Origin of the sequence: Acinetobacter sp. S4397-1 (genome assembly GCF_024129285.1) — a bacterium.
Lineage (GTDB): Bacteria > Pseudomonadota > Gammaproteobacteria > Pseudomonadales > Moraxellaceae > Acinetobacter > Acinetobacter lwoffii_C.
On record NZ_JAMXXZ010000026.1, the window covers coordinates 18,325 to 40,190 of the forward strand.

The 21,866-nt window shown below is 44.5% G+C and carries 18 protein-coding genes and 3 pseudogenes; 13 read left to right on the top strand and 8 right to left on the bottom strand.

What is annotated here, in order from left to right:
• Positions 1–22: 22 nt before the first annotated feature.
• Positions 23–259 (bottom strand): annotated as a pseudogene (locus NI467_RS11500) (hypothetical protein); the annotation flags it as partial.
• A 277-nt stretch (positions 260–536) separates the two neighbouring features.
• Between NI467_RS11500 and NI467_RS11505 the strand changes: the two are divergent.
• Positions 537–971: a hypothetical protein gene (locus tag NI467_RS11505; RefSeq protein WP_100355917.1), complete on the top strand. Its 435-nt coding sequence runs from the start codon at positions 537–539 to the stop codon at positions 969–971.
• 19 nt (positions 972–990) lie between these two features.
• Here the strand turns inward: NI467_RS11505 and NI467_RS11510 are convergent, their stop codons facing one another.
• On the bottom strand, positions 991–1,695 hold the full coding sequence (locus NI467_RS11510) for an IS6-like element IS1006 family transposase (protein WP_001067784.1): 705 nt from the start codon (positions 1,693–1,695) through the stop codon (positions 991–993).
• A 63-nt stretch (positions 1,696–1,758) separates the two neighbouring features.
• A complete protein-coding gene (locus tag NI467_RS11515; protein WP_026056599.1) occupies positions 1,759–3,039 on the bottom strand; it encodes a cation transporter in 1,281 nt (426 codons plus the stop codon).
• Between the two features lie 89 nt (positions 3,040–3,128).
• On the opposite strand from NI467_RS11515, the gene cadR reads away from it, so the two are divergent.
• Positions 3,129–3,521 carry a Cd(II)/Pb(II)-responsive transcriptional regulator gene (gene cadR, locus NI467_RS11520; protein WP_000550240.1) on the top strand — a complete coding sequence of 131 codons (393 nt, stop codon included), beginning with the start codon at positions 3,129–3,131 and terminating at the stop codon, positions 3,519–3,521.
• 93 nt (positions 3,522–3,614) lie between these two features.
• Positions 3,615–3,776: pseudogene (locus tag NI467_RS11525) on the top strand (IS6 family transposase); the annotation flags it as partial.
• Positions 3,777–3,817: 41 nt separating this feature from the next.
• Here NI467_RS11525 and NI467_RS11530 read toward each other — a convergent pair.
• From NI467_RS11530 to NI467_RS11540, 3 genes and pseudogenes are all read right to left on the bottom strand, one after another.
• On the bottom strand, positions 3,818–4,120 hold the full coding sequence (locus NI467_RS11530; protein ID WP_001140620.1) for a helix-turn-helix domain-containing protein: 303 nt from the start codon (positions 4,118–4,120) through the stop codon (positions 3,818–3,820).
• A pseudogene (locus NI467_RS11535) lies at positions 4,113–4,470 on the bottom strand (type II toxin-antitoxin system RelE/ParE family toxin). The gene NI467_RS11530 and the pseudogene NI467_RS11535 overlap by 8 nt, the downstream one beginning before the upstream one ends.
• A gap of 48 nt (positions 4,471–4,518) precedes the next feature.
• Positions 4,519–7,404 carry a Tn3 family transposase gene (locus tag NI467_RS11540; RefSeq protein ID WP_001138082.1) on the bottom strand — a complete coding sequence of 962 codons (2,886 nt, stop codon included), beginning with the start codon at positions 7,402–7,404 and terminating at the stop codon, positions 4,519–4,521.
• Positions 7,405–7,529: 125 nt separating this feature from the next.
• Between NI467_RS11540 and NI467_RS11545 the strand changes: the two genes are divergently transcribed.
• The 9 genes from NI467_RS11545 (at position 7,530) to NI467_RS11585 (ending at position 19,195) form a co-directional block, all read left to right on the top strand.
• The gene (locus NI467_RS11545) at positions 7,530–8,144 is read left to right on the top strand and encodes a recombinase family protein (protein ID WP_000904906.1); all 615 of its coding nucleotides are present in this window, start codon (positions 7,530–7,532) and stop codon (positions 8,142–8,144) included.
• Positions 8,145–8,262: 118 nt separating this feature from the next.
• Positions 8,263–9,395 (top strand): IS3 family transposase gene (locus tag NI467_RS11550; protein ID WP_223672967.1). Its coding sequence is split into 2 segments (ribosomal slippage): positions 8,263–8,515 and positions 8,515–9,395, totalling 1,134 coding nucleotides; the frame shifts between segments, so codons are not numbered across the junction.
• Positions 9,396–9,494: 99 nt separating this feature from the next.
• The gene (gene aph(3'')-Ib / locus NI467_RS11555) at positions 9,495–10,298 is read left to right on the top strand and encodes an aminoglycoside O-phosphotransferase APH(3'')-Ib (protein WP_001082319.1); all 804 of its coding nucleotides are present in this window, start codon (positions 9,495–9,497) and stop codon (positions 10,296–10,298) included.
• Entirely contained in the window at positions 10,298–11,134 is an 837-nt protein-coding gene (locus NI467_RS11560) for an aminoglycoside O-phosphotransferase APH(6)-Id (protein WP_000480968.1), read from the top strand. Before aph(3'')-Ib ends, NI467_RS11560 begins: the two co-directional genes overlap by 1 nt.
• A gap of 816 nt (positions 11,135–11,950) precedes the next feature.
• Positions 11,951–15,670: an ATP-binding protein gene (locus NI467_RS11565; protein WP_078390059.1), complete on the top strand. Its 3,720-nt coding sequence runs from the start codon at positions 11,951–11,953 to the stop codon at positions 15,668–15,670.
• 24 nt (positions 15,671–15,694) lie between these two features.
• A complete protein-coding gene (locus tag NI467_RS11570) occupies positions 15,695–16,327 on the top strand; it encodes a hypothetical protein (RefSeq protein ID WP_004676008.1) in 633 nt (210 codons plus the stop codon).
• Positions 16,324–17,568: a hypothetical protein gene (locus NI467_RS11575; RefSeq protein WP_005100615.1), complete on the top strand. Its 1,245-nt coding sequence runs from the start codon at positions 16,324–16,326 to the stop codon at positions 17,566–17,568. Before NI467_RS11570 ends, NI467_RS11575 begins: the two co-directional genes overlap by 4 nt.
• Positions 17,559–18,425 (top strand): hypothetical protein, encoded by an 867-nt coding sequence (locus NI467_RS11580; RefSeq protein WP_004676005.1) that lies wholly within the window; start codon positions 17,559–17,561, stop codon positions 18,423–18,425. Before NI467_RS11575 ends, NI467_RS11580 begins: the two co-directional genes overlap by 10 nt.
• Before the next feature lie 176 nt (positions 18,426–18,601).
• Positions 18,602–19,195, top strand: coding sequence for a recombinase family protein (locus NI467_RS11585; protein WP_104988051.1), 594 nt, complete (start codon positions 18,602–18,604; stop codon positions 19,193–19,195).
• A 62-nt stretch (positions 19,196–19,257) separates the two neighbouring features.
• On the opposite strand, the gene NI467_RS11590 is transcribed toward NI467_RS11585, so the two are convergent.
• A complete protein-coding gene (locus NI467_RS11590) occupies positions 19,258–20,364 on the bottom strand; it encodes an ImmA/IrrE family metallo-endopeptidase (RefSeq protein WP_104988052.1) in 1,107 nt (368 codons plus the stop codon).
• Between the two features lie 12 nt (positions 20,365–20,376).
• Positions 20,377–21,087, bottom strand: coding sequence for a hypothetical protein (locus NI467_RS11595; RefSeq protein ID WP_104988053.1), 711 nt, complete (start codon positions 21,085–21,087; stop codon positions 20,377–20,379).
• A 533-nt stretch (positions 21,088–21,620) separates the two neighbouring features.
• Between NI467_RS11595 and NI467_RS11600 the strand changes: the two genes are divergently transcribed.
• A partial coding sequence (locus tag NI467_RS11600; protein WP_253153047.1) for a hypothetical protein occupies positions 21,621–21,866 on the top strand: 246 nt, incomplete at its 3' end.

Below are 21,866 nucleotides of genomic sequence, written 5' to 3' on the forward strand. Positions count from 1 at the left end.
AGTATTTTAGGGGGGGATTACCCTTCATTTTTTCTTGATCAGATATCTGTTGTATTTTGACAGGATTTTGTTGATCTAAATATTTTTGATACCAAACACGCAATGTTTCAGGAGTACAACCGATTTTAGGATCAATAGCTGTGATTGCTGCCCAAGTAGAAGGATAATCTTTTTCAGATTCAATTAGTAATTGAACCGCTCTTTCTCTGATTTCAGGGGTCAATTTTACTTTGCCATTTGTAAGGTAAAAGGGGTCAATTTTAGAATGCCGTTGACAATGTATCGCCTTTTGAGTTTGAAGCAATGTACAATGATAAGATTAACCCGTTAGGTCAGGCGGCCTAACTTAAATAAAAAGTCTCCGACAAACCCGGTACGGTTCAGTATTCGTTATTGTTTCCGATGCATATCAAGCTCCTGTTTTTAATGATCAAATTAAACGGAATAATGTTATTACAGGTTTCGGACAACACACATATACATCTTGTTTAGATGCTTTAAATAATGAATTATTTAAAAAGAAGTAGATTCTAAATATGAAAAAGATAGCTCTATCCTTACTCATAGCCTGTATTGGTACTTCTGCTTATTCAGAAACAGTATATGAATTAGCTCAAGCTCATTGTAAAAAAGCTGAAACAGTAGCTTCTTTAGCCCAAACATACAGACAATTAGGTTTGAAAGCTTCTGAAGCTACGGAAAAGTTAATGTCAGTTACAGCTAATATGACTGATCAAGAAGCAAGAGAAAGAGAAGAAAATCAAATCTTCTTTATTGTTCAGGATGCTTATACGGTATCTGTATATCCTACTCAATCGTTGAAAAAGCAAGCTATCTCAGATTTTGAAGAACGTCACTACTTAGCATGTAGCCAATCATTTCAAAACTCTATTAATACAAAAGAAAAGAAACTCCTTCTTTTCGATGGGACTATTAATGGCACTGTTGCAAATAGAGATTTGAGTCGATGATGTTCCCTTTAAAAAGTACTTAGAGACCGAAAACCCTGTTGATTAGACACACTTCACCCTGAGGCTGACCATAATAAAATGACGATGCTTGTCCTTTACGTAGTGCACGCATGACTTCAATACCTTTAATTGTGGCATAAGCCGTCTTCATAGATTTGAATCCTAATGTGGCCCTGATGATCCGCTTTAGCTTGCCATGATCACATTCAATCACGTTATTTTTATACTTAATCTGCCTGTGCTCAAGGTCTGGTGGACATTTACCTTCCCGTTTTAACCGTGATAAAGCACGTCCATATGTGGGTGCTTTATCCGTGTTGATCACTTGTGGAATTTGCCACTTCTTCACATTATTTAAAATTTTTCCAAGAAAACAATATGCTGATTTGGTATTACGTCTAGAAGAAAGATAAAAATCAATGGTATCGCCACGTTGATCGACTGCACGATACAGATAAGACCATCGTCCATTCACTTTTACATAGGTTTCATCAATATGCCACGAGCTCAGATCTGTAGGATTACGCCAATACCAGCGTAAACGTTTTTCTATTTCAGGAGCATAACGTTGAACCCAACGGTAAATAGTCGTGTGATCAACATTCACACCCCGTTCGGCCAGCATTTCCTGCAGTTCACGATAGCTAATGCCATATTTACAATACCAGCGCACAGCCCAAAGAATGATTTCGCCCTGAAAATGCCGACCATGGAAAGGATTCATATGCTGCACCTTTAGCTAAAACAGTCTTCAGCTTACCATTCGTGGTTATTTGCAACAGTGCCCTTACTTCAAAGCCAAAATTTTTCGGGCACCATTAAGTACGAATAAAGAAACCAGTATGCCAATGATTAAGTCTGGATAAGCTGATCCCGTCCACGCCACGAGTACACCGGCAAATATAACGCCCATATTTACGACAACGTCATTCGCCGAGAAAATCCAACTGGCTTTCATATGTGCGCCATCTTCTCGATGACCAGAAATAAGATATAAGCATGTCACGTTAGCTATAAGTGCGAGCAGGCCAATAACAATCATGAGCGTTGATTCTGGCTCGCTTCCAAACATGAAGCGTCTAATGACATCAACAATCACGATAACAGCAAGTAATAACTGAATCCAACCTGCGAAATGGGCTGCTTTTATTTGATATTTCGCAGCTTTTCCGACGGCATATAGCGCAATACCATAAACGGCTGCATCGGCAAACATATCTAGAGAATCAGCAATCAATCCTGTAGACGCAGCAATAATACCGCTGATGAATTCTATAAAGAAAAGTAGAGCATTAATACCTAATAACAGTTTAAGTACTTTAGCTTGTCTCACAGGATCAGGTTCATTAGGTATATCGCCTGAAGAAAGCTGTATTTCATCAAGTTTCGCCCCAAAACCCAGTCCTTCGAGTTTAGCCGTAATTTGCTGAATCCCTTCATTATGGAAGACTTTCAGTTTTCGATTGGGAAGATCAAAAGTAAGACCTTTAACTGCTTCAATATCTGCAAGAGCCATACGGACCATTTGCTCTTCAGCAGAGCAATCCATTTTAGGAATGGTGTAGGTACTTGTTTGCTTAGCCTGTTGATTGCTTATATAAGTTTCAGTCTTCACAAGCTTTGCACCAAAACCCAAAGCTTCAAGTTTGGTGGTTATATTTTCATCTTTTTGATTATGTAGAACCTTTAAAGAACGGTTAGGTAAATCAAAGATGAGTTTTTGAACACCATCAATTGAAGATAGCGCCATACGAACCATCTGTTCTTCCGCAGAACAATCCATTTTGGGAACTAAGTATTCACTCATGTAGTGCGAATCTTTTAAAACGTCTTCAGTGCTTAAATTTTCTTTGGGATCAGAACCATAACAGGATTGAGCGGTATCTTCACAACTGTTTGAAGTGTTACAGCAAGGAGATGAAGATTTTTTTTCTTCCTCTTCACCACAACAGCTAAGCGTATTATCACAATTCTTTGAATTGTTTGCTTCTGCAATTGATGGATGATTTTCTTGTTGAGATTTCTTATCTTCGCATGGTGTTTCTTTACTACATCCACAACCACTCATAATTATACCCATTAAAAAAATTATAAACTTTGAATATTAGAATCCCTATAGTTACTATAGAGTCAAGAATCTTTGGAAATACTAACTCAATGCATTTAAAAATTGGTGAACTCTCTAAAAAAACCTCATGTTCAGTATTAACAATTAGGTTTTATGAAAAGGAAGGTTTAATTCCGGAACCGGAAAGAACGGAAGGAAATTACCGCCTTTACGATGTAGGCTATGTTGAGCGAATTAAATTTATTTTGAATTGCCGAACTTTAAATATGAGTTTGAATGAAATTCGTCAATTACTTACCTATAAAGACAAACCTGAGAAAAATTGTTCAGATGTGAATGAATTAATTGACTTACATGTCAGTGCTATCAGAGAAAATATAATCAAGCAACAAAAGCTTATTGAACAACTATCTGATTTAAGAGGTACTTGTGATGGTTTATGTACAATTGACCAATGTGGAGTTTTAAAAAATCTAGCTTGATTATCTAGACCTATGCTTTTTTCAAAAAATCGGCACTGTTGCAAATAACCACGAATGGTAAGCTGAAGACTGTTTTAGCTAAAGGTGCAGCATATGAATCCTTTCCATGGTCGGCATTTTCAGGGCGAAATCATTCTTTGGGCTGTGCGCTGGTATTGTAAATATGGCATTAGCTATCGTGAACTGCAGGAAATGCTGGCCGAACGGGGTGTGAATGTTGATCACACGACTATTTACCGTTGGGTTCAACGTTATACGAATCTAAAAATGGGAGCCTATAGCTCCCATTTTTATTGTTAAACGTTGAATCCTATATGTTTTCCTGTTGGAAGCTCTACATCAATACGGAGCTTCCCACCCATTGCCTCAACATACTTTTTCATGGTTGAAATCTTAAGATCATTGCCACGATTTTCTATTGCTGAAAGCGATGGCTGTTTTATTCCCAAAGTTTCAGCAAGCTCTTTTTGAGAAATTTCGAGTTCTTCACGAATAAGATGAAGCTGATTTTCTAGCAGTAATTCATCAGCCATTTTTTGAATACGGGCTTGGCTCTCTGGAGAGCGGCTAGCTAACAATTCTTGCAGAGTCTTAGCCATTAGATTTATCTCCTAGGGTAGTGAGATGAAGTTGGTATTGTTCATCTGCAATATCCAGCATGTCTTTATAAAAACGCTTTTTACCGCCTTTATCAGCAATACATAGAACAATAGCCTGTCGTAAGGGATCAAATGCGAAGAAAGCTCTTAAGGGTCTACCGCGATGTTGAACACGCAGTTCTTTCATATTGGTAAATTTAGACTCATACACAGTATCTACTAAAGGACGGCCTAAACTCGGTCCCTGCTGCTGTAGAACAACCAGGGCAGCTAGGACCTTCTCTTGTGTAGGTTCATCTTGCTGTTCAAGCCACTGATTAAATAGATCTGTCGTAATGATCTGTCCACATACCACAACCAAAATAGGGGTCGTTTGCGGGAGGGGGCGGAATCCTACGCTAAGGCTTTGGCCAGCGATATTCTCCGGTGAGATTGATGTGTTCCCATCCGAGCGGCGAAACATGGGCCAAGAGATCGGGCGATAGCAGCTTTCCATCGCGTTTCTGGTTTGCAACGACCTCGCCGAGCTTCATGGTGTTCCAGAAGATGATGATGGCGGCGAGCAGATTCATGCCGGCGATGCGGTAATGCTGGCCTTCGGCGGAACGGTCGCGGATTTCACCGCGGCGGTGGAAGCTGATTGCCCGCTTCAGCGCATGATGAGCTTCGCCTTTGTTGAGCCCGATCTGGGCACGCCGTTGGAGTTCGGCATCCAGAATCCAGTCGATCATGAACAGGGTGCGCTCGACGCGACCGACTTCCCGCAGGGCTGTCGCGAGCTCGTTCTGCCGCGGATAGGAGGCGAGTTTCCGCAGAATCTGGCTTGGCGCGACGGTCCCGGCAGCAATGGTGGCGGCGATGCGCAGGATGTCGGGCCAATTGCGCTCGATCATGGCTTGGTTGACCTTTCCGCCGATCAACGCTCGCAGGTGCGCCGGGGCGGCCGACGGATTGAACGCGTAGAGCCGTTTGGATGGCAGGTCGCGGATGCGCGGAGCGAACCGGTAGCCGAGAATGGCACATGCGGCAAAGACGTGATCGGTGAAGCCGCCCGTGTCGGTGAACTGCTCGCGGATATGGCGTCCAGCATCGTTCATCAGCAGGCCATCGAGGATGTAAGGCGCTTCGCTTGCCGTTGCAGGAATCACCTGGGTTGCGAACGGCGCATATTGGTCGGAGACGTGGCTATAGGCTTTCAGGCCCGGGGTATTGCCATATTTCGCGTTGACCAGGTTCATGGCCTCACCTTGCTCTGTAGCGACGAAGAACTGTCCGTCGCTCGAAGCCGACGTGCCCATGCCCCAGAACCGGGCCATGGGTAACGCTGCCTGTGCCTCGACCACCATGGCCAGCGCCCGGTCATAGGCTTCGCCCTCGACATGCCACCGTCCAATGCGGATCAATTCCCAGAAGGTGTGGGTGTTTGTCGCATCCGCCATTTTGCGCAAGCCGAGGTTGATCCCTTCCGCCAAGATAACGTTCATTAGCCCGATCCGGTCAGCGCAGGGTGCTCCTGTGCGCAGATGGGTGAACGCTTCGGTGAAGCCGGTCGCCGCATCCACCTCCAGCAGGAGATCGGTGATGCGCGTGGGCGGGATCTGCTTGTAGAGATCGAGCACCAGATCTTCGGCGCCTGTCGGCGCGGCGGCTTCGAGTTTCTCGATATGCAGAACGCCGTTTTCAATCGACCCGCCCGGGATCGTGCCTGCGCGAGCGGCACGGCCAAGCTCGCGCAACCGCATGTCGAGGCGAGCTTGCCGGTCTGCCAGCCATTCCTCCGGCCGCAATGGCACAGCGAGACGACCGCCTTCCGCGATGGATTGTGCCGGAACGAGTGCGTGTTTCAGATCGCCATAGCGCCGGGACCTAGTAAGCCAGACATCTCCGGAGCGGAACGCATCGCGCAGATGGAACAGCACCGCGATCTCCCATAGGCGAGCGTCGCCAGCCCTCTGGGCCCGAAGGTGGCGATGCCATTTCGAGCTGGGCCGCAAGAAGCTGGTCATCGCGGCATCGTTCAAACCGGTACGAAGGGCCGTCACCGCTTCCAGAAGCGGCAGTGCAACGGGCGCAGCTCGCAGATCGAGCAGGCGCAACATGCGTGGAGCGTATCGGCGGAAGCGGTGATAACCGTCGAGCACATGATTGAGCGGATCGTCGGCCATGGTGGCGGTCAGCCTGGTTGCCATTGCAACAAGGGTTTTTAAGCCGTCCCACCCTGACCCACTCGCGATGACATCGCCCAGCGGCTGGCCATCATCCTGTGCATCGACCAGGGCGCCCCCGATCTCGGCGAAGGATTTCAGGGTGTCACGCACCACCCCCGCTTCGTCTGCGACCTTTGCATGGCAAATACGCTCCGAAGCACGGTAGAGACGGCCGACGATCCGGTCGTGGGTTTCGACCACTGCGTCGGCCAACATCGCCTGCCATTCCGAGACGCAAACAGCCAAGATCGCAAGCCGCCTGTCCTCCGGGAGATCGCGCATGCCGTCGGCATAATACCGTTCACCCTGCCTGCGCAGACGAGTCACCCGATGGGCAGGAACGCCGGCAAGCAGATCCTCGGGGAGATCGATGCGTTGCAGATATTCGAGCCGGTCGAGCAGCCGGTTGGCCGACGAAGAGTTCGAGCCAGGCTCGAACTGGCGCAGCCACACAAAACGGGTCACCCGATCATCAGCCGTCTCCTCGAGCAATGCCAGCAACTGTTCTCGGATCGACATAGGCAGCCGACTGGCGATCCTCGTCTCGATGCGTCGCTCGGCATCGACGAGAGCCGCGGCACAAAGCCGCTCGATCGTGGATGTCGCGGGAAGGACAGTGCGGGTGCGTCGGCACTCGGCTACGAAGCGACGGGCGATATCCTCGTTCGACACCGCCATCTCGGCTTCTCGGAACAACCATTCCTTCAGCTCGCTCGCACCACGTCCGGAGAAGGTGCGGAAGCCGTAGAGCCCCCGTAACTCGGCAAGATGCTCGTGCCGTGTTTCCTCGCGGGCAGCATAGTCTACGAGATCGTCGGCACCCAGGCCAAGCTGCGCTCCGATAAATTCGATGACCTCTGCAGGGATCAGTTCGCCTGGAGCCAGCACCCGGCCGGGATAGCGCAGGACACACAATTGCAGGGCGAAGCCGAACCTGTTGTGAGCGCGCCGACGCAGCCTGATATGCCCAAGGTCTTCATCACTCAGCGTATAGTGCTTGAGCAAATCCGTCTGTGAAGTCGGCAAGCGCAACAGCGCGTCTTTCTGCCGATCGGTTAGAGTGACGCGACGCGGCATACATGTTCCTTTTTCAAAATCTGATAGCGTTCAAGACGCTTTGTTTATGAAGCTGGTTGAGATACATTTCCAGAGGTCAATGCAATCGTGGCCGAAGCGCCGCCTCAAACCAACGTTTGTGATACATGCTGATCGGATATGCCCGCGTCTCCAAAGCCGATGGCTCGCAGTCTCTCGACCTGCAGCACGACGCCTTGCGCGCCGCAGGTGTCGAACGGGACAATATCTATGATGATCTTGCTTCCGGCGGTCGTGATGATCGCCCTGGCTTGACTGCCTGCCTCAAGTCATTGCGTGACGGCGATGTGCTGGTGGTCTGGAAGCTCGATCGCCTCGGACGATCGCTTGCCCATCTGGTCAACACGGTGAAGGAGCTGTCAGACCGCAAGATCGGCCTGCGGGTTCTGACTGGAAAGGGCGCTCAGATCGACACCACGACTGCGTCCGGTCGCATGGTGTTCGGAATCTTCGCCACCTTGGCCGAGTTCGAGCGGGATCTGATCCGAGAGCGCACCATGGCGGGTCTCGCCTCCGCGAGAGCGCGCGGTCGCAAGGGCGGACGAAAATTCGCGCTCACCAAAGCTCAGGTGCGTCTCGCGCAAGCCGCCATGGCCCAGCGCGATACTTCAGTTTCCGATCTCTGCAAGGAACTCGGCATCGAGCGCGTCACTCTCTACCGATATGTCGGTCCCAAAGGCGAGCTCAGAGACCATGGAAAGCATGTTCTCGGACTTACGTAGCAACTCGTTTCTTTTCGCAGGTTGAGCCACAGAGGTGGATCAGGAAATTTGAACAACACTTATAAGTGATATTTTGCTCCCCAAATGATGTTATAAACATCAATATATGGAGTATTTTATGACACGTAGACCAAGAAGAAATCATTCAAATGACTTTAAAGCTAAGGTAGCACTTGCTGCGATTAAAGCAGAAAAAACACTTGCTGAATTGAGTGCTGAATTTGATGTTCATCAAAACCAAATTATTGACTGGAAAAATCAACTGATTTCAGCTTCCTCGCAAGCTTTCGATCAATCAAAAGCTCCAACAGAACCACCCATCGATCTAAAAAAACTACATGCAAAAATCGGTGAGCAGGCATTAGAAATTGATTTTTTAGAAGGTGTGTTGAAGAAACTGGGTCGCTTCAACCACAAAAGTTAATCGATGACTCACTTCAGATTTCAGTATCTAAGCAAGCTAAGCTGCTGAAAGTCTCCCGTGGTTGTTATTACTATCGCCCAAAACCTGTGAGTGAATCAGATCTGAAGCTGATGCGCTGTATGGATGAGTTACATATGCAATACCCTTTTGCAGGTAGCCGTATGATGCGTGATTTATTGAATCGTCAAGGACATCATATAGGACGACGTCATACACGTACTTTAATGAAGAAAATGGGCATTAATGCGTTATATCGTAAACCAAATCTAAGTCAGGCCAATCAAGCTCACCGTAAATATCCATATCTGCTCAAAGGATTGGCTATTCAGCGCAGTAATCAAGTGTGGTCTACGGATATAACGTATATCCCTATGGCAAAAGGCTTTGTTTATTTATGTGCTGTGATTGATTGGCATAGCCGCAAGGTACTTGCGCATAGAGTATCGATTAGTATGGAGGTTACATTTTGCATAGAAACATTAAATGAAGCTATTGAAAAATATGGCCGACCTGAAGTCTTTAATACAGACCAAGGCAGTCAGTTTACCAGTGATGCATTTATTGATGTATTGAAATCAAATGGCATTCAAATCAGTATGGATGGTAAAGGTCGATGGGTTGATAATGTGATGGTTGAACGATTATGGCGGAGCGTTAAATATGAAGAGGTGTATCTCAAAGCCTACAGCAATGTTTTGGATGCGAAGAAGCAATTAAACGCATATTTTGAATTTTATAATTTGAAACGACCTCATTCGAGTCTGGACAAAATGACTCCAGATGAGTTTTACTATGACCAGCTACCACAACAAAATAAGGTAGCTTAACTAGAGCAGAGTATCACTTATAAATAAGCTTTTAGTTGTTCAAACAAGTGGGACCACCTCTCACCTCCGCGCTTCATCAGAAAACTGAAGGAACCTCCATTGAATCGAACTAATATTTTTTTTGGTGAATCGCATTCTGACTGGTTGCCTGTCAGAGGCGGAGAATCTGGTGATTTTGTTTTTCGACGTGGTGACGGGCATGCCTTCGCGAAAATCGCACCTGCTTCCCGCCGCGGTGAGCTCGCTGGAGAGCGTGACCGCCTCATTTGGCTCAAAGGTCGAGGTGTGGCTTGCCCCGAGGTGATCAACTGGCAGGAGGAACAGGAGGGTGCATGCTTGGTGATAACGGCAATTCCGGGAGTACCGGCGGCTGATCTGTCTGGAGCGGATTTGCTCAAAGCGTGGCCGTCAATGGGGCAGCAACTTGGCGCTGTTCACAGCCTATCGGTTGATCAATGTCCGTTTGAGCGCAGGCTGTCGCGAATGTTCGGACGCGCCGTTGATGTGGTGTCCCGCAATGCCGTCAATCCCGACTTCTTACCGGACGAGGACAAGAGTACGCCGCAGCTCGATCTTTTGGCTCGTGTCGAACGAGAGCTACCGGTGCGGCTCGACCAAGAGCGCACCGATATGGTTGTTTGCCATGGTGATCCCTGCATGCCGAACTTCATGGTGGACCCTAAAACTCTTCAATGCACGGGTCTGATCGACCTTGGGCGGCTCGGAACAGCAGATCGCTATGCCGATTTGGCACTCATGATTGCTAACGCCGAAGAGAACTGGGCAGCGCCAGATGAAGCAGAGCGCGCCTTCGCTGTCCTATTCAATGTATTGGGGATCGAAGCCCCCGACCGCGAACGCCTTGCCTTCTATCTGCGATTGGACCCTCTGACTTGGGGTTGATGTTCATGCCGCCTGTTTTTCCTGCTCATTGGCACGTTTCGCAACCTGTTCTCATTGCGGACACCTTTTCCAGCCTCGTTTGGAAAGTTTCATTGCCAGACGGGACTCCTGCAATCGTCAAGGGATTGAAACCTATAGAAGACATTGCTGATGAACTGCGCGGGGCCGACTATCTGGTATGGCGCAATGGGAGGGGAGCAGTCCGGTTGCTCGGTCGTGAGAACAATCTGATGTTGCTCGAATATGCCGGGGAGCGAATGCTCTCTCACATCGTTGCCGAGCACGGCGACTACCAGGCGACCGAAATTGCAGCGGAACTAATGGCGAAGCTGTATGCCGCATCTGAGGAACCCCTGCCTTCTGCCCTTCTCCCGATCCGGGATCGCTTTGCAGCTTTGTTTCAGCGGGCGCGCGATGATCAAAACGCAGGTTGTCAAACTGACTACGTCCACGCGGCGATTATAGCCGATCAAATGATGAGCAATGCCTCGGAACTGCGTGGGCTACATGGCGATCTGCATCATGAAAACATCATGTTCTCCAGTCGCGGCTGGCTGGTGATAGATCCCGTCGGTCTGGTCGGTGAAGTGGGCTTTGGCGCCGCCAATATGTTCTACGATCCGGCTGACAGAGACGACCTTTGTCTCGATCCTAGACGCATTGCACAGATGGCGGACGCATTCTCTCGTGCGCTGGACGTCGATCCGCGTCGCCTGCTCGACCAGGCGTACGCTTATGGGTGCCTTTCCGCAGCTTGGAACGCGGATGGAGAAGAGGAGCAACGCGATCTAGCTATCGCGGCCGCGATCAAGCAGGTGCGACAGACGTCATACTAGATATCAAGCGACTTCTCCTATCCCCTGGGAACACATCAATCTTACCGGAGAATATCGTTGGCCAAAGCCTTAGCGTAGGATTTCGCCCTCTCCCGCAAACGACCCCAAATATAGATTATAGTCTATATTTTAGGGGCATTATGTTTGTTTTGCAAATGAGAAAGGATAGGCAATAAAAAACCCCGGCATCCTGCCGGGGTTTTTCATATTGGGTTGCTAAGTATGACTCCTGTCTTACCTCACATTCCTGGTGCGATCTTTCTTATTCTTGTTGTTTGGAACATCCTGTTCTCTATGGCTTCATCATAGGAAAATTCCACTGTTCCAGGTAGCCGCAAAGAGCCGAGATTGTTGTGCGCCAGGGCGTACAAAATAGCCTAAATTTCATCCACAGTAATTGGGGATAGTTTTCGCCCTGGAAGAGCTGAGAACATTGGGAAAATGCCAAAATTGATCATTTTCTATACAGAATTATTGGCAAGAACTATCAAAACTGCTCATAAAAAAGCCGACTTGTTTCAAAATCGGCTTTTTGCTCATTTTTGCATTTTTCTGATTTTAATAAGTTGCTGATATTTCAATTAATATACAAGTGTTGTAAGCCCAAAGTAGAAATGTCCGGTTTCTCCAAAGTAAAAATGTCCGCTTTTAGAATATGCGCTTTTGCAATTTTCTTAGCGGACGGTTTGATATGTTGGTGTCTATGTCGGATAACCGCCATTATATTTAATAAAAGTATAAGATCAGGGAAAGTTACAGTTTTTATTTAAAATTGAAGTATCCATTAGACTTATGAATATTTATAAAAGGTATATAATGAGTATTATTAACCCTCAAGAAACCTCTATGAAAGGTTTACAGTCAATCATTCTTTATGATTCTTTTCTTTCATCTAAACTATTCCGAGTTGATATTAGTGGTGGTCATACAAACATTACCGGTATCAACGGTGCAGGGAAAACCTCATTCCTGAACCTGATTCCTATTTTCTTTGGTGCCTCACCAAATGGGTTAATAGAGAAAGCTGCAAACAAGAAAAATTTCGTAGACTACTATTTGCCGAGCAGTCGAAGCATGGTGATTTTTGAATACCTTGCTCACTCAGGTACAAAGTGTGTGGTGCTGTATCGCAATAATAATCAGGGCAAGCACAACTACCGATTTGTTGATGGATGCGCGGAAGATACGCTATTAAGTGAGAGCAGTCTGGAAATCTTGGGTCTTTCTCAGAATGTGAAAGACGTATTTGATCAGGTTTATAAATCTGGCGTTGATGTGAGCCGTCAGATCGACAGCATCCCTGAATATATCTATACGCTGACTGCAGATAAATCACGACTGACAGGTGAAAGAAACCTTCGTGATTTATGCAACCGCTATTCACTGTCTGGAAGCAAACAACAGCTAAAATTCCTGAGCAATCTGACCCAGGTAACGATTAACCAGAACAATGTTGTCTCAAACTTCAAAACCATGTTAATTGAAGCGTATTTGGACAACGAGAAAATCAAAACAAAACCAACCTCTACCGCAGATTGGTTAGCAACCATCAATGATGTGAAAGCCCTACAAAGCCTTCAATCGGAAAAGCAGAAGATTATCTCTGGCATTCAGTTAAAGAATGCGGTCTTAGCCTCCTTTAATGCGCTTCATGCACACCTGTTGGTACTCCGGGACCATGTGGTGAACTACGAGCAGCAGATCAGTTCGATAGAGCATGAAATCTATGCGGTAAAGAACAAAGGGAATGAGACAGTCCGTAACCTGAATAACCAGATTGTACAAGTCAAAGAGCTGATTGCAGTAAAAGAAAAGTCTGCAGGTAACTTTAAACAGGCAATTCATGATATTGAAGTTGCGGAAAGACGTTATCAAGACATGAATATTTCCGTCATGGAACAGGAATATAAGAAACGTGCGCACTACTTCAACGAGATTGAAGAAGCGAAGAAATACAAACAGTTTTTGACTGAAAGCTACGAAAATATCAACCGCGAGTACGACAAGCATTCAGCAGATTTGCTTCGTGAAAAAATGGCATCCAGTGAAGCCCTTAATGCTGAATCTAACGAGGTTCAGGAGGCAATCAACCAGTTGCGAAACCGCTTTGATCTCAAGGTGAAAGAGCTTGAGCGCAAACAGGCTGAACAGCTCCAAATTCTTGATCAAGAAATTTCCAGTGAACGTCAAAGGCTTCTGGATATCCAGTCAGCAGCTATGGAGCGCATGCACCAATCAACACTGTTTACGGATGAAGAAAACCTACAGCTACAGCGCCTCAAGTTGGCTTATGAAGTCAAAGAGAATACCTTGTCTGCAAAGTCTGACGAATTGAAAGCGGCTCAAAACAAGCTTAAACAACTTAATTTTGATCAAAACAAGGCGCAGTATGATCTTAATGGATTAAAAGCCAAGCTTGAGAAAGCCAAGCAGTCAGAAGAGAATCTGCGTACAACCCTGTTCCAGAAAGACACCTTGCTACGGTTCCTGAATGATGCACCGAATGAAGATGTGGACTGGCGTACTACCATTGCGAAGGTCATCAATCCTGAGCTTTTCTTCAAAACCAACCTGAACCCTGTCTGGCAAACTGGCGTGAATGCCAATGCGCTAAGCCTCTATGGTCTTGAAATAGACCTGAACAAGTTGGAGATTCCAGGGGAAGCCGACAGTCTTGAGCAACTACAAATACGTCTGAAAGATGCCGAGATTTACACGGCTTCTTTGGTTGAGCAGTACGACAAGCAATCGCATCTGGCTCAGTCCATCCATAGAGAGATCAACGAGACCAATATTGCAGTTGTTAAACTCGAAAATGAGTTAAATACCCTGCAAAACGAGAAGCAGCAAGCCCGACAGGTTTATGACCAGACTGAGAAAGAGCTGAAAGCGAAGAAGGCAGAAGCTACACGTATTGAGCAAGAAGCTGTAAATAGAGCGAAATACGAGCTGCAAACTTTCAACAATCAGATTGAGCCGAAGAAACGTGGTGAGCTTCGATCAGCCAACATGCTTGAAAAAAATGGCTTAAAGGAGAGCTATGATGCGTCCTATGCAGACTTGCGTATCAAGCTTGACCTGATTGCCACAAAGGAAAAGCAGCTAGAGAGCAGCTATCAAGCCAAGATGGATGATTTGACCAACCTGTATCACAGCAAACTGCGTGAGCAAGGCGTGGATGAAAATATCCTGAAACAGGCAGAAATGAAGATCAAGGCTGCGATTGCACAGCACACCAAAGTCAAAGGCTATGAAAGCATTTTGGCTGAGTACGATATGTGGAAGAAAAACCACTATCAGTACAAGCAGAACCATATCGAGGACATGAACCAAGCTCTGAAACTTGTATCTGAATACAGCCACAATCTTTCCAAACTGGAAAGTGAGCTTGAACAAGTCCGAACCTCCCTTCGTACAAGAGTGGACAATCTTGAAGCGAGTGCACAAGATTTCAGGGAGAAAATCAAAAAGCTGGATAAACAGGGGCGTGAAATCGAAAACCTGTTCGATGACGATATCCTATTGGTAGAGGTAGATCGACCTGAGTTTTTAAGCTTCGACAGCTTCTCTCGTGATCTGGGTACGTTGGCTGATACACAGAAGAAACAGATTTATCAATTACGCTTGCAGACAAACGCTTCTAAGGCATTACTGCGCAAATATGAAGCCTTCTCTCTGTTCAAGCTGTTTGAGGAAAAGATGGAGAGTATGGGGACTACCAGTGAAACCATGAACACCATTAACTCCATGTCTACCATCGAAAGCATCATGGACTACGACTTGCCGAAAAAGCATGATGCAGTCACAAACATTTTCCGTAATAAATCGGCTCAGTTGCGTAACTATATTCAGGAAATCCTTAATCTAAATAAGCGTTTAAAGAGCGTATCTACGGAACTGTCTGGCTACCTGAACCGTAGCAACAAGTTCAAGGCATTCACTGACTTCTCAATGAATCTGGAAAGTGTGCTGAATGACAAGAACACCCTAGATCAGCTCAATCAGTTTGTTTTGCAGTGTGAGGACTATCAATCCTTTGAAAACATGCAAAGCAGCTCCATTCCGAGCGAGGATTTCATTCGTTGCTGTGAATACACCTTAAAGGCAATTGAAAGCACCAAAGGACATACTGATGATATCCGCTCTATGGTACGTCTGAAAATGAGCGTGATGAACAATGGTCGTCTTGCCGAGCTGCGTACTGACAACGACTTTACCAGTGCAGGGAGTACAGGAACGTCACGTATTCTGGTGCTGATCATGTTCCTCGCATTGTCACGGAAGTTATGCCCTGATAACTCGACCTACATCCATATCCCGCTTGACGAGATTGGCAACTTTGATGCGATCAACACCAATTTGCTGTTCGACATGATGGACCATAACAAAATCTATCTGGTCTGTGCTCAACCGGAAAACTCAACCTCTAACCACAAGTTTAAGAATCTCTACATTGTTGGAGCCAATGGTGTCAGCACTGTTGTTCCACTGGAAATCGAAGGCGATAACCCATTGCTTGCAGCAGAACCAGTCTAATAGGGAAAAAGTGGAGAATTTTAAATGGCTGATAAACGATTAACAAAAGTAGCGACCAAATTATTAGAAGGTTATCTAATTGACCAGTGGAGTGATTTTGAGAACTTTGAGTTTTTGAATGATGTCGAATTTTTAGATCAACTAAACAACCATATTAGTTTTCTAGGCAAAAAGTGTATTCAGACACCGTGCGGTGGTGGGTATTTCCTGATTTACCTTGATATTGAAAGTGACCCTGAGATCAAAAAGGTCATCACCAAACAGTTTGAGGAAAACGTCAGCAAAATGGAGCCACTTGTGGACTGGCTGCGACTGTTCAGAAAGGCAGGGGGGCGCAATGAACCTCTGATTGGAGGCGACAGAATTACGTCTGGTGAAATCCTGGTTGAAGTGGAGAAGTCCAAGCATGTCCAAAAAGGGCTAAAAGAACTCTCTGCAAAGTTGGGTAAGACCGCAAGCACAGTGAAAGACCAGATCAACGGTGTTATTCAGTTTTTGGTACAGCGCGAATATTTAGTGCCGGTTGGGGTTGTGGGTACTGAGTTTTTGGCAACTTCACGTTGGTCGATTTTCTACGATGAAGCTGAGTACCTTGCCGAACACAATGCGATTGATATCACTCAAACAGATGATGTGGAGCAGGGCGAGTTACTATGATCGACTTCGTGAATCCGGCTGAACGTGGGGCGAAGGTTTTCTCTGCAAACATTGATGCTATTGCCGAAGCAATCATGTTTACCAGTTCGTCTATTCAGGTCAATGAATCAAACAAATCCTTGATTGATAATTTGCTGTCTTGCGATCTTGGGTATCTGGATGCAGAAAAAAACACGCTGCATCTAAGAAACTTCGTCATTGAGTTTGTGAATTTCTATAAAAACAGAAAGAAACGCAACATTTCCGCACCCGACATTAGCGGTCTGATTGATCGTATCAAAACGGTGAGTACCGACTATGCCTTGTCAAAAGTCGAGGACCCGGAAAGTGCCGAAGTATTAAAGGTTGAAGCAAGTGACCTGATTATTGAGCTTTCAAACAATATCAGCGAGAACATGACCAATTTTGCCGATCAGTGCTTTGAGTATCTGTCGCTGTTCAACAACTACGACATGAAAATGCGTAAGGCTGAACAAAGCTTAAAGACTGCCAAAATGCTAATTACGGCACTGGAAATCCTTTCACCAAATACGATGGATGAATTGGCGGTAGGTGATGCAGACTTGCAGAGAGTGATCTCCAAACGTCTCAAGCCAAGCGTGTTTGAAGCCATTGAAGAAATGAACCACAGCCATCACCGACTGGACAAGCAACTCTTTGAATGGAAAAAGGACATAAAAACCCAGGAGCGAATCAATCTGATTGATGCGCTGCACCGTCATTTTGCCAACAACCGGACGCTGAATGCCGATATTGATTTCAACAAGGCACCTGATAGCTTCCGTCGTGTACCACTTATCAAGCTGAAAGCTCGTGCCGATATCTACCTTGAGGATTTTGAGAACACTTTATCTGCGGTAGCTCAGACAGCCAATCAGAAGCGTGTTAAAAAAGATGGTCCAGTTGTTGAAAAAAAACGCCCACCGGTAGAGAAGGCAACGCATACGATAGTGAAGGCAGTCTCACCTCTGGATAAAGCTGCATTTTTCTTCTTTGACGCTTTTGGCAGTCCGGCAATCAATGAAATATCAGCAAAGAACGCCTACATACGCCTAGAGCCTGGATGCAAATTTGAATACTGGATTAGTCGCCTCCTGTATGAGTTTGAACTCAACCACTCAAACCATCTTGAGTTGCAGTTAGTGGGTGAAACGGATGCTAAATATAATGGCAACTACTACATTTCAGATATCGTGTTTCGTCGCAAAGACAGCAACGGAAAGGTGATGCAATGCGCTTAGGGCAAAGAGAACTCTCAATCATTCAGACGGTTTTACAGCTTAAAACCAGAGTGGTGAAGCTTAACAAGACATGGACAATGCTGAACAAAGACATGCAGATCGGCAGCATCATCAAACGTGAGCTGCATCTAAGTGAATCAGATCTTGATGTGCTTCGGGTTCTGTACGGAAAGCATGTAAAAACGGAGCCAGAGGTAACGTATGACTCCAATGCAGACCGAATATCGCTTGCTGATCATCGTATAGATGAAAAGTCTGGCAATGCCAGCGTTTTCGGTGAGCAGCTTTGGTTTGCTGCGATCAATGCACAACTACCGTTAAAGTCCGGTGAGATGCACATTGCACATCCTGGCGTGACAACAGCCGTGTCCTTAGAGCATCTTGCAGTAGAAAAAATCAGGAAGCTGATCATTATTGAGAATGGCACTATGCTTGTACGGATTTCGGACTGGTATCAGCAAGTTCCACTCGAATGGCAAGACAGCCTATTCCTTTACAGGGGGCATGGTAAGAACTGCCGGTCAGTCAATCAGTTGCTTGAAGTTCTGCCAGAAGAATGTCCGGTAGCGGTGTATACCGATTTCGACCTGTATGGGTTGAATATCGCCAATAATTTCAACCTGATCAGACCAGTCTCTGTGATGGTTCCCCAATGTTGGCAAAGCATTAAAGAACAACACCCTGATAACAACTTCTATAAGTATGTAGACCAGTCAGAGTACATTTCGGATTTGTCGGAAACCGAAGGCATGTCGGAGCCGATGAAAGCGATCTTGAAGCATGTGAACTTCAATAAAGTTGCAGTTATGCAAGAGAACGTGAACCGGCTTGGTCCATTGGTGTGTATAGCAATTTAAGGGCACTGTTGCAAAAGTTCAAGGTGTTACTTTAGACTATACCCTAAAGTAACATTTGAAATGCCCCAGAATTTGTGTCTCATTTAAATGAAAAGTGACCATACGTTACATGTAACTTTTAAATATTAAATTTATTTATTACAATAAATAGAAATAAACGTCTGGTAGAGTGCAAAATGAAAGGTCATAAGGTGGGATACGTCAGAGTGAGCTCTGTTGACCAAAATATTGGGCGACAACTTGAAGGAATTGACGTTGACCGGATTTTTGTTGATAAGGCTTCTGGAAAAAACACTGTCCGACCGAAATTTCAGGAAATGCTCAGCTATGTTCGTGAAGGAGACATGATTGTTGTTCATTCCATGGATCGTTTCGCTCGTAGTCTGAAAGACTTAGTTACTGAAGTTGATCAGCTCATAAAGAGGGGAATTGCCATCCAGTTTGTCAAAGAAAATATTACCTTCACCGCTCAGGCTACTCCGATGGATAACCTGATGTTGCAGTTAATGGGTGCTTTTGCCCAATTTGAGCGAGAGATTATCCTAGAACGTCAGAAAGAAGGGATTAAGATCGCAGCTGCTCAAGGAAAATATAAAGGTCGTGTCCATAAATTAAATCCTGATCAGGCTCAAGCCCTGCGACAAGCTTGGGACGAAAAGAAGTATTCATCCAAAGTTGAGCTGGCAAAAGCATTTGGTATCAGCCGGCAGGCTGTGTATCGCTATTTGCAAAACGGATTTTTAAATGCAGCAAGTGATGAAATAAATTAAAGTTCACTGGACCGCTAGCATAATCCTACAAGAATTTATGCTGGTAGTGGCCAGCATAGTTATCATTCAAGAATATACAATTTAGATTTTTTCTTTGGTATATCAATTTTAGCTAAAGAATCAAATGTTAATTGATTGAAATCATCTTCAGAGATTCCGATTTCATCAAGCATTTTATTCTTATCAAATGAGGGGTGAGAGGCGAGGACAGACATAATTTTTGGAAGCATTAAACTCTCATCACGGTGAGTTTCTTCTGGTTCATTAATGTTGAAACCTAAAGAGTTAATTTTCATTAAATTACTTCGATTAACCCAGTCACTAATTAAGCCCAATTTATGAGCTTTATAGTTAATTGCCTTTAAAGAAGTTCGCCAAACCTTTTTATATTCAATCATATTTTCAAGTGACAAATAACGAGGGGCCGTTGCAAAGAATGCATCTGTTGGCATTAAGAACTCTGAAGAAAATTGATCTGCTTCAGTTTCAAGAACTCTGTTGTCCTTTTCAACACGAATTTTCTTATTATGCGTGTGCATAACAATATGTCCAAGTTCATGCGCACAATCGAAACGTGCTCTTTCAGCTGACTTAAATGTATTAAGAAATATGAAAGGACTGCCAGTTTCATCATCAAAAAATGAAAGTGCATCGATTTCCTTAATTTCTGTAGGCAATCTAAAGACACGGATTCCTTTTAGTTCACACAAAGAAACCACATTATTAATAGGCTGATTACCTAAAGCCCATAAGCCTCTTAGTTCAGATGCTAAATATTCTGCATATTTATGCTGCCCCAAGCACTCCGTAATATCTAGGTCCGGGCGCTGGAATGAAGGCAACTTAACTTTCTGAGTTAAATACTTATTAATATTTACAGCCAAAAGAGTATATGCCTCATTGGATTTTTTATGCTGTGCTTTAATGCGAGCAACGGATCTATAAAATATTTGATCGGTTTCATGAGGTTGCGTGTCATTCCTCATGAAAAATGACATAGGCAAATTTAATGTGCTGCTAATTTCGAGCTGATCATTGTCATTGATTTCTTTATCCACATCTAAAAGTTGCTTTACCTTAGAGATAGAGCAACCTAATTTTTCTGCGAAATCGATATTGCTAAGTCCACGCAGTTCTTTAGCAATACGTAAACGATCTTTATTAAACACATTAACCTCAGATTAAACTACAAGCTGAATATCGAAATCATCTGGTTTGATCTCATCAGATGGCTCCAATACTGGCTTTGGATCAGTTTTGATTGGGAGAGTATTATCTATTTCAAATGCGATTCTGCAAGTGTGGTTGCTTGGCAAAATTGAAATTTTTGACTTGGTTGGGGTCTGTACAAAACTCGTAGGGTAGGCGATCTCAAATGGAATTGTTGGAAGATCACTATCTTTATATGCTGGATGCGAAGCTGAAGGAAAGTAAACAATCCAGGTGCGTAATTTTGTCTCGTCATCGTAGGTAGAATAGTTATCTTTTATATTTTTTAAGGTCATATAACCTTTTTCACAATAGGCTGATAGAACCTGATCTTGATGACCTAATGCTAGGTTACCGGTCATAAAGATAATTTGTATCTTCTTGGCTGTATTCTCAATACGAGGTTGGCTTTCGTTATGGAAAACCCAACCCGGATCAGATTTTCTAAGTAGTAGAGCTAGCTGTTCACCAATTTTACCCCAACGGCTAATAAATCTGGCTTTATTGAAAACTGTATTGGTTCTAAAGTCAGCATCACCAATCATAATAGCTTCTCTTACTAAATCAAGATCAGGTAAACCGAGATTTTTCACTATAAGGTTTGCTTCTGTACCAGTAAAGAAGTCACATGGTGTGGGTTCAGACGGCTGGATCGATTCTTCATCAAGAAGATTAAAATTCATAACGGAAATATCCTAAAGAGTAGCGAATGACCTTTTTATAACATCATTTGATGTTTAAAAAAAGACATTTATTAAAAACTGTGATAGATTTCTCTCAAAACGACATTATTACAATTGAGGGAATGCAAATGAGTAGTTTCTTTATTAATCATAAAAACTGTCCCGAATGTGGGGCAAGAATCAAGGGTTACTATTACTACTGCGGTAAGTGCGGTAATGATGATGTTACTGATTGGAAGTTAAGTGGCCTTACCTTCCTGATTGTAGGTGTCATATTTTTCTTAATAATATATTTTGTAATGCAGAATTTTTGTGAAAACTCTTTTTTTTTACAGGCACCATTTTGCAAATATTGATAAGTTAGATTACCTCCAATAACCTATAGGTGAAATATCCTAAAAAGACGTCAATCGGTTATAGTTTGGATACCTTAAAATATAAGTTATTGATATTAAGCTTATTTTTAATAGAATGTATTATGTTTTTTAGGAAAATTAAAAGTTATTACTAATCCATAAGGGGATTAAAAAATCATGTCATTCAAATACGACTTAGATAAATTATTAGATCCTTGTGGAATAGAAAAGCTCCATAAAACTATCACTAGAATTACAAAACCTAGGAATGAATATAGTGCTATGAGTTCTGCTATGGAAGCTCTTGAGAAAGCTACTCAGCCTTGGAACAAAAACAGTGTTATTGGCGCTGCTATGGCCAACGTAGCAGGACCGTGGGATCATAAAAGTGCTGCTATGGAAGCTCTTGAGAAAGCTACTCAG

Excerpts from the sequence above, each read along its gene's own strand:
- NI467_RS11540 (WP_001138082.1), bottom strand. The coding sequence starts at position 7,404 with ATGCCGCGTCGCGTCACTCTAACCGATCGGCAGAAAGACGCGCTGTTG.
- NI467_RS11545 (WP_000904906.1), top strand. The coding sequence starts at position 7,530 with ATGCTGATCGGATATGCCCGCGTCTCCAAAGCCGATGGCTCGCAGTCT.
- NI467_RS11510 (WP_001067784.1), bottom strand. The coding sequence starts at position 1,695 with ATGAATCCTTTCCATGGTCGGCATTTTCAGGGCGAAATCATTCTTTGG.
- NI467_RS11595 (WP_104988053.1), bottom strand. The coding sequence starts at position 21,087 with ATGAATTTTAATCTTCTTGATGAAGAATCGATCCAGCCGTCTGAACCC.
- cadR (WP_000550240.1), top strand. The coding sequence starts at position 3,129 with ATGCATTTAAAAATTGGTGAACTCTCTAAAAAAACCTCATGTTCAGTA.
- NI467_RS11530 (WP_001140620.1), bottom strand. The coding sequence starts at position 4,120 with ATGGCTAAGACTCTGCAAGAATTGTTAGCTAGCCGCTCTCCAGAGAGC.
- NI467_RS11565 (WP_078390059.1), top strand. The coding sequence starts at position 11,951 with ATGAGTATTATTAACCCTCAAGAAACCTCTATGAAAGGTTTACAGTCA.
- NI467_RS11585 (WP_104988051.1), top strand. The coding sequence starts at position 18,602 with ATGAAAGGTCATAAGGTGGGATACGTCAGAGTGAGCTCTGTTGACCAA.
- NI467_RS11575 (WP_005100615.1), top strand. The coding sequence starts at position 16,324 with ATGATCGACTTCGTGAATCCGGCTGAACGTGGGGCGAAGGTTTTCTCT.
- NI467_RS11570 (WP_004676008.1), top strand. The coding sequence starts at position 15,695 with ATGGCTGATAAACGATTAACAAAAGTAGCGACCAAATTATTAGAAGGT.
- NI467_RS11515 (WP_026056599.1), bottom strand. The coding sequence starts at position 3,039 with ATGAGTGGTTGTGGATGTAGTAAAGAAACACCATGCGAAGATAAGAAA.
- NI467_RS11560 (WP_000480968.1), top strand. The coding sequence starts at position 10,298 with ATGTTCATGCCGCCTGTTTTTCCTGCTCATTGGCACGTTTCGCAACCT.
- NI467_RS11505 (WP_100355917.1), top strand. The coding sequence starts at position 537 with ATGAAAAAGATAGCTCTATCCTTACTCATAGCCTGTATTGGTACTTCT.
- NI467_RS11580 (WP_004676005.1), top strand. The coding sequence starts at position 17,559 with ATGCGCTTAGGGCAAAGAGAACTCTCAATCATTCAGACGGTTTTACAG.